Source organism: Porphyromonas somerae DSM 23386 (assembly GCF_000372405.1).
Taxonomy (GTDB): domain Bacteria; phylum Bacteroidota; class Bacteroidia; order Bacteroidales; family Porphyromonadaceae; genus Porphyromonas_A; species Porphyromonas_A somerae.
This window is the reverse complement of the sequence record NZ_AQVC01000065.1, coordinates 1-7,530: the sequence shown is the minus strand read 5'-3', so window position 1 is coordinate 7,530 and position 7,530 is coordinate 1. Positions and strand designations below refer to the sequence as shown.

Here is a 7,530-nt window from a genome sequence, read left to right as displayed (position 1 = left end):
TTGAAACTTGCAAGTCGCTATGGGGTTCGTTGGCAACTACGCCCCGAGTGGACTTTCACCACAGATGTATGACATGCCCGTCATACTGCAAAAAGGGCACCCATAACGGGCGCCCTTTTTTGTTGCCTCAACCGATTAGTTTCGATGCGGTGAAACTCCAGCGCCGATGCGGTAAAAAAAAGAGTCTCCCACCTAAGCTATCAAATGTCTTGGATAGTGGCTTATCAGACAAGTCGGAGGGGCATCCCCCCTAAGCCCCGAACAACTGTTGCAGATATGTTATTGTTCAATGATTAAGAAAACCCCGAAAGGGGTTTCACGGTGTAATAACCCAAGCTTCCCCCTGAGGGCAAGCGACAGCGAGCCATAAGGTGAAGCTTGGGTAGCAGAGACCAATATATTCACACTACCCCGAAGGGGTTGCATATAGATAACAACCTATGAATCTCAAAGTGCAACCCCTTTGGGCTTCTACCACCAGCACCCGACAGGGTGCCATTCAGCTAGCTTCCATTCGAGGCTCGCAGAGCCGAAGACTGGGGGTAAACGATACCCACCCGCAATAATCTTTGTTACCTACCTTTAAATATTCCTGTTTCGTTGTCACGATTCCATACACCCTTTTGATCTGATTGATATTTACGTCCGCGCGAAAGATTCCACGTTAGATTCAAGGAGATCATATTTCCCCATTCTGGAATATATACAGTTAAATCTTTCTTGACGAATTGAGAGTGCGTAGCCTCTCCGAAAGTAGAGCCATTTTTTAGAAATAGATGAGAGCCATAAAGACCAATGGAAAGGTTTTGGGTCAGTTTATAATTCACTTGTGCTTCTATGTTTTGACCAGTGGTATTCTCACTTTCCCCATTAAAGTTTCTTTCCTTTGCAGACCAAGAAGCTCTGAAGTTCCATTTGCCTAAAAACAGTTTCGAGCCAACATATCCCCATAGTCGATGGAAGTTGTGGGTATAATTATTTCCTACGCAACGAGATAGCAGGTACGAGAATCCGCCATCCAATGTCAGAACATTGGGTATAACATAAAGTTGAACATTAGTATAGTTCCAAAAGTCGGCTGCAGATTTCTGCTGTTCATAGCCAAAATCAAACCATGTTCTCCCATTTGCGTCGCTATTTCTCGTTATTTCTTCTAAGATAGGCTTTCGGCTATACGTGTGTCCCGTTGTATTTTCAATATAGAAGTACTTATGCTCGTAAGAGAGGGTTAGCGTCTGTGTATATCTGCTGAAAGGTTTTAAGTTGGGATTACCTACATGATATTCGTATTCATTCGACTGCTGCCTGTTATTACTCAAATTAGCCAAAGATGGTGCATTGGGGGATATATTGAAGACATATCGTATGTTTCCCTTGCCCAGAAAAGGATAGCTGAGACTTAGGGATGGGCGTAAAAGGAAGTAATGATAACTCTGTGTCCCCTGCGAATAATATTGATAGCTACCTCCTATACCAACCAAATAACGTAGGTTGCTGGATGTTCCTGAGATCTGGGAATAAAGATAGGTACTGCTGTTGTGCATATCATTGATAATGTCAGAAGTTCCTGTATATTTATTTTTGGTATAGCCTTGCAGGTGACTGATTCCAGAAGTCCATCTGGATCTACCCAAAGGCTGACTATACTTTACGTCACCAATAAGAGAATAGCGTTTGCCGTCTGTATCGTAGCCATATTGTGATGTCGGCAAGTCAAAATCTTCTTTATCAAAAGTCTTAAAGCTATATCCATATTTCGTATCATACATGGTACCCACTAAATTGAAGGTCAATGTACGATTTTCCTTAAAATAGCGCCTAAAGAACAGATCTATCGTTGGCGAGAAATAATGTTCAGTAGGTTCAGTCAAAGCGTAATATGTAGGCTTACCAGTTTCATAAATTCGCTGGCGGTGTCCTCTGTTTGGGCTGTTATATAAGTGACAGCTTACCTGTGCCATAAAGGTATACTGTCCCTTCTTTGTCAAATCATAGGTAATACCGAAATCATGGTTTGCGTATGCCAATTTTGTATTCATTCCTTCACGGCGTATTTCGTGAAGGTTTCCATCAGCTAAAGTATAGGTATCCGTTTGGTCAATGTGTCTTCGACTTAAATTTGAAAAGTCATTCTGATAGTAAATTCCCCATTTGGACAGACGGTGATTATATTGAGCATAGATATAATTCTGTCCATTCAATGTCGTCACAGCATCATTTAGATTAAAACCTATAGACATCCCTTTCATACGAGGCTTAACGACAAAATTAATGATAGCAGTGGGTGTATCCAGTCCAAATTCTACACCAGGATTATCAATATACTCGATACGCACAACCTCATCAGGTCGCAGGGCAACGACATCGGCCTGCGAGGCACGCTTTTCGTTGATAAAAACAGGAACACTTCCCGAGCCACGCTTCTCCACCTTTTTGCTTGCCATATCTACATAAATACCGGGTAAATTAACCTTATCTATGAGATCATAGCCAGAGTTTGAACGCTTAATGATATCTTGAGATGGAAACAGTAGCTTTCTATCCACTTTATTGATAAATCTATCAGCCATGACCGTTACCGCTTCGAGGACGTTTTCCTCCAATCGTAGTGTATCAAGCTCAATCGCTTTCGGCATTTTCTGTAAAGAAAGCAGGTAGGGAGCATAGGCTGCATGTCTAATTTCAAGAATACAATCTTGTCCTTCGAGCATTTTTGTTTCCACACTGAATAATCCTTTCTTGTTTGAAGTAGAAATACTCTTATCTGGCTTCCCCTTGCTGCTCAGTGTAATAGAGGCACCACAGACAGGCTGCTTCTCCCCATTAACTATTGTACCTGTAACTTGCGCAGAGCAAACTTTACCTATCAATAGCGTGATAGTACATATAATAATTAGCAGAAATCTATTATTCATAATATTGTTGTTTGTTGCTCATTTTTCTGAATATTGTCCCAAAAAAGTGTGTAAGCCCCAATAATGCTATCTTTGTAAAGTGTGAATTAATAACAAAAAACATAGACATTAGCATGAGACTTACACGGGTGCAAGATAATGAATTTTTCATACTGTATTATTAAAATGCAAGAAAGAAATAATGTAAGATTTGACGACCTTAAGAATCAGCTCTGGAAGAATGATGAACAACCAGAGAATGCTAATGCGATTATTTATAATGAGTTCTCAAAGATACGTCGCATCATCAATAAATACAAAAAGAAAAGCTTCCCCCTGAGGGCAAGCGACAGCGAGCCGGAAGGTGAAGCTTGGGTAGCAGAGACCAACACATCCACACTACCCCGAACGGGGTACATATAGATAACAACCTATAAATCTCAAAGTGCAACCCCTTCGGGCTTCTACCACCAGCACCCGACAGGGTGCTCTGGATGCCCTCATCGGACAAGTCGAAAATACGCCTCTTCTATCCTGCTATAAATCAATGGATTAGAAAGGCGAAAATTGAGATGCAACTAAGCATTTGCTTTGTTGCATCTCAGCGATTGCTTAGTTGCAACTCAATTTTTGCTTTGAGACTGTTGCACGAAGGCGATCTGCTACGTTGCTTTCGGGATTCGGGCTCGGTCACGTACGTGAGTACGCTCCCAGCGCCCTCACCCTCAGTGCCTTGCATCTCATCCTTCGTTCAAAGTCTCAGCACATTTGATTCAAATGTGCGAGAATGGCACTTCGTGCAACATTCTCGCTTTGATTGAGCACGGAATAAAATTTGACCCTTGTTGTCGCACTATCTTATCTAAGTGCAACCACAAGGGTCGTCTATTATGGGTACCTATTCCCCCCCCTGGTCATCTGCAGTTGGGCCTCGACAAGGGATTATTAGTGGCTGAGGAGGCGGGCAGTGGTGAGGGCATCAATGAGCTTGCGGGCATCATTGGTGGCCGCTTCTTGGGAGATTTGGTAGCGACGCTGTAGGAGGGTGATCCAGGCCTCCTCGGTAAACTCGCGGTCCTTTGTCTCCTCTATTAGATAGGCGGCACTCTCATTGAGCTCTAATACCTTGGTATAATCGAGCCCAAGGGGCGTCATGATCACCCCGATCTTCTGCCCATTCAACTCCCGTAGATGTATCTCAGCATTGAGCTTCATCGCACCCAATCCATTAGGAGAGCTCTAGCATCCGCTCAATAGGTACTATCGCCTTCTCCCTCAGCTCCTCAGGCACCTTCACCTCATACTGCTCGTGGAGGAGGGCATCATGGATATTCTCCAGTGTTGTCAGCTTCATATACTCACACCTATGCTCTGGGATCACAGGCACGAAGTCTAGGTCGGGATACTGACGGGTCAGCTCTGCCAATGTATCTGGCTCCGTTGCGATCAGGAATTGCTTGTACTTACTCTCCGACGGACGGTTCATTATCTTAGTCGTCGACCCAACAATCACCCTCGGATGCTCCAAGAGTTGGCGATTGCTACATGCTGCCGATTCAGGGTGGATCAGTAGCTCAGCATCGGGATACTTCTCGAGGAAGTGCTCTACTAGCTCCGTGGTAATCACATCATGCACATAGCACTCCCCTTGCCAGATATCCATCTCCCGCCCTGTAGCGATCTTGATGTACTCCCCTAGGTTTTTATCGGGAGTGAAAAGGATGGGCCGCCCCTCCGGCAACTGCTTCACAATCTTAAGGGCATTGGCCGAAGTGACACAATAGTCGGTCACCGCCTTTACCTCAGCAGTGGTATTGACATAGCTCACCACAATCCCATCGGGGTGCTTCCGCTTCCATGTCAGAATCCCCGCTGCTGTAATCGACTGAGCCAGCGTACAGCCAGCCCCCTTCACCGGGATCAGCACCTTTTTATCGGGCGAAATAATCGAGGCGGTCTCCGCCATAAACTCCACCCCACAAAAGAGGATGATATCGGCATCCGTCTCGCCTGCCACCCTCGAGAGACCCAAGGAATCGCCTAGGTAGTCGGCCACCCTCTGCACCTCAGGTCGGGCATAATAGTGTCCTAGGATAATAGCATTCTTCTCCTTCTTCAGTCGGTTGATCTCCTTTATAATAGCCTCCATCTTTACTTACTTCACTTCAAAATTCATACTCATATCTAGGGCACGGACACTATGCGTCAAAGCTCCAACGCTGATAAAATCGACCCCCGTCTCCGCCACCTCACGGATCCGTTCGTGGGTGATATTTCCCGACGCCTCCGTCGCTGCGTTATTGCCAATCAGAGCTACCGCCTCCTTCATCAGAGAGGTACTCATATTATCCAGCATAATGATGTCGGCACCCCCTTGCAGTGCCTCCTTCACCTCCTCCAGATTGGTGGTCTCCACCTCTACCTTTACCGAGATAGGGAGCGTTGCCTTCACCTGCTTGATGGCCTTGGATATGCCTCCTGCCGCTTTGATGTGATTATCCTTGATCATCGCCATATCATAGAGACCCATACGGTGGTTGGTACCACCCCCATGCTTCACTGCCAATTTATCAGTCAGCCGATGCCCTGGCACCGTCTTACGGGTATCGAGCAATTGGGCCTTCGTGCCAGCAATCAGGTCGACCATTTGTCGGGTAGCAGTGGCAATACCACTCATCCGCTGTAGGAAGTTGAGCATCAGCCGCTCACTAGTGAGGAGGTCGCGATAGGTGCCCTCGATCTTAAGGATCTTATCGCCCTTTGCCACACGATCGCCATCTTGGAGATAAGGCTCAAAGAGGTACTCCTCCGTTGAAATGGTCTCCAACACCCGCTCCGCCACCGCGAGCCCCGAAATCACACCATCAGCCTTGGCGGTAATAAGTGCAGTAGCACGCTGCCCTTTAGCAATCAGTGCATTAGTGGCGAGGTCGCCAGTGGAGATATCCTCCTCTATGGCAATATCTATCAATTGGTCCAGTAAGTATTCTCTATTCATGGTATTTTACTTTAGTAATCTTATTCTCTTGTATCTCTGTATGGTAGGCCGCCTCTGGTGGCAAAGTCTCCGGGAAATCCTTGCGATAATGTCCCCCACGGCTCTCCTCCCTAAACTCTGCCGAAAGCATAATCAGCTGAGCCACCAGATGGTGATTGTACACCTCCCGCACGGCGATACTCTCCTTCGCCAAGTCTTCCAACTCCGAAAGTCGCTCTGTGACCTCTGCCAATCCTTTCTGCAGACGCTTAGAGCTTCGCACGATACCCGCTCGCTTCATCAATATCTTGCCTAGGCGCTTCATCATCTTCCGTCCCTTTTCTGCCATCCACACCTCATCGTCAAAGCCTTCACGAAGCTGTACTGGAGGCTGAATAGTAGTGGGGTAAACCATTGGCGTATCGGCTAATTCCTCGATATGGCGGGCGATCCTCGTGGAGTAGACAAGGCACTCCACGAGAGAATTGCTAGCGAGTCGATTGGCCCCCATCAGCCCTGTTGAGGAGACCTCTCCTACGGCATAAAGGCCATCGATAGAGGTGTGTCCATTGAGATCCACCCGTACACCCCCCACCGTGTAGTGCGCTGCTGGGGCAATCGGTATCTCGGTGGCTAAGTCGAGCCCATACTTCTGTAGTTCTTTTGAAATGGTGGGGAAGCGCTGGTATATCTTCTGGGGATCCAAGTGACGAAGGGAGAGGGTGATGCTATCCACATCGTACTTTTGCATCTCGCTATAGATCTCACGTGCCACCACATCACGAGGTGCCAACTCGGCCAAAGGGTGTCGACCGACCATAAAGCGCTCCCCATCGGGATTGAGCAGATAAGCACCCTCGCCACGAACCGCCTCGCTAATCAGATAGGAGGGGGCACCCTTGAGGTGCAGAGCAGTGGGGTGAAACTGTATAAACTCCATATCTCGCACCACTGCCCCTGCTTGGTAGGCAATCGAAAGGCCATCGCCCAATGCGGTAGGTGGATTGGTAGTGGGTCTATAGAGAGCGGCAGCTCCTCCAGTAGCCAATACCACAGAGTGGGCGTAGTACGCCTCTAGCTGCCTAGCCTCAGCATCCCATATCCATGCTCCATAGCAGCGGTACTCTTCCACAATCAACGCTATCAATGTATGGTGTTCAAAGAGGGTAATCCCAGGCTCCCCCTTTACCTTAGAAATCATAAAGCGGGAGATCTGACGCCCTGTGGCATCGCCCCCAGCATGCAAGATGCGGTGATGATGGTGCCCTCCCTCAAGACCCAAAGCGAGATGCCCATCGACACTATCGAACTGCATCCCGAGCCGCTCCAGCTCCTCCACCGCCTTGGGTGCCTCCTCGGTCAGCACACGCACCGCTTCGGGGTCGCAAAGACCCGCCCCCGCCACCATAGTATCTTCATAGTGCTCTCTAGGACTATCGCTAGAGGAGGTGACCGCGGCCATACCGCCCTGGGCAAAGTAGGAATTGCTATCCTCCAAAGTGGCCGATGAGAAGAGGGCTACCCTCCTTCCCTTCGAAAGGTGGTAGGCGGTGTTGAGGCCAGCAAGGCCGGCACCTATAATAATAACGTCGTAAACGTTTCTCTCCATTTTCTGGTATAGAAAAGTGATTTGATCAATTCAAACCGCAATATACCAAA

At 47.5% G+C, this 7,530-nt stretch carries 6 protein-coding genes; 1 reads left to right on the top strand and 5 read right to left on the bottom strand.

The window, feature by feature from the left end:
- Nucleotides 1–572 precede the first annotated feature (572 nt).
- A complete protein-coding gene (locus A3GK_RS0109655; protein WP_018029248.1) occupies nt 573–2,915 on the bottom strand; it encodes an outer membrane beta-barrel protein in 2,343 nt (780 codons plus the stop codon).
- A gap of 165 nt (nt 2,916–3,080) precedes the next feature.
- Between A3GK_RS0109655 and A3GK_RS0109650 the strand changes: the two genes are divergently transcribed.
- The gene (locus tag A3GK_RS0109650) at nt 3,081–3,317 is read left to right on the top strand and encodes a hypothetical protein (protein ID WP_018029247.1); all 237 of its coding nucleotides are present in this window, start codon (nt 3,081–3,083) and stop codon (nt 3,315–3,317) included.
- Between the two features lie 522 nt (nt 3,318–3,839).
- Here the strand turns inward: A3GK_RS0109650 and A3GK_RS10830 are convergent.
- From A3GK_RS10830 to nadB, 4 genes are read right to left on the bottom strand one after another with little or no spacing between them, the layout of a single operon-like run.
- Entirely contained in the window at nt 3,840–4,109 is a 270-nt protein-coding gene (locus A3GK_RS10830; RefSeq protein ID WP_018029246.1) for a PqqD family protein, read from the bottom strand.
- A gap of 13 nt (nt 4,110–4,122) precedes the next feature.
- Nucleotides 4,123–5,043 carry a quinolinate synthase NadA gene (gene nadA / locus A3GK_RS0109640; RefSeq protein WP_018029245.1) on the bottom strand — a complete coding sequence of 307 codons (921 nt, stop codon included), beginning with the start codon at nt 5,041–5,043 and terminating at the stop codon, nt 4,123–4,125.
- A 6-nt stretch (nt 5,044–5,049) separates the two neighbouring features.
- Nucleotides 5,050–5,892: a carboxylating nicotinate-nucleotide diphosphorylase gene (gene nadC, locus A3GK_RS0109635; protein WP_018029244.1), complete on the bottom strand. Its 843-nt coding sequence runs from the start codon at nt 5,890–5,892 to the stop codon at nt 5,050–5,052.
- Nucleotides 5,885–7,480 (bottom strand): L-aspartate oxidase, encoded by a 1,596-nt coding sequence (gene nadB, locus A3GK_RS0109630; RefSeq protein WP_018029243.1) that lies wholly within the window; start codon nt 7,478–7,480, stop codon nt 5,885–5,887. Before nadB ends, nadC begins: the two co-directional genes overlap by 8 nt.
- Nucleotides 7,481–7,530 lie beyond the last annotated feature (50 nt).